This is a genomic window from Mesorhizobium sp. M2D.F.Ca.ET.226.01.1.1, assembly GCF_004022705.2.
GTDB lineage: Bacteria > Pseudomonadota > Alphaproteobacteria > Rhizobiales > Rhizobiaceae > Mesorhizobium.
Genome location: NZ_RZOY02000137.1, coordinates 1 through 282, shown reverse-complemented (window position 1 = coordinate 282; position 282 = coordinate 1). Strand labels below are relative to the sequence as shown.

General features: G+C 62.1%; 1 protein-coding gene. It reads left to right on the top strand.

Translation table 11 applies throughout. The features are described from left to right. Nucleotides 1–93: 93 nt before the first annotated feature. Nucleotides 94–282: hypothetical protein (locus tag EN869_RS34905; protein WP_210237978.1), on the top strand; the 189-nt coding region annotated here is incomplete at its 3' end.

Genomic DNA, 282 nt, shown 5'->3' with positions numbered 1-282 from the left:
GAAGCGCGCTCGGCTCGCGGCAACCCTACTGACGTTCGCCGCCGCAGTCCTAGCCATCATCGTCATTAGCGCCTTGCCGCACTGAGCCAGCCGATGGTGAGCCGCGTCTGCCTTGCAGCATTGTTCGTAGCGGCGCGTCTCTCCGCTCATGCCGATGGCGAACGGTGGAGTATGATCCCAGCCTGCGAGTGGGCGGTGCGGGTCGTCAGTATGCCCCACAGCTACGAACGTCTGAAAGCTGTTGAAGACTTTGAGGCGATGCGCGCGACCATTGAATACTCG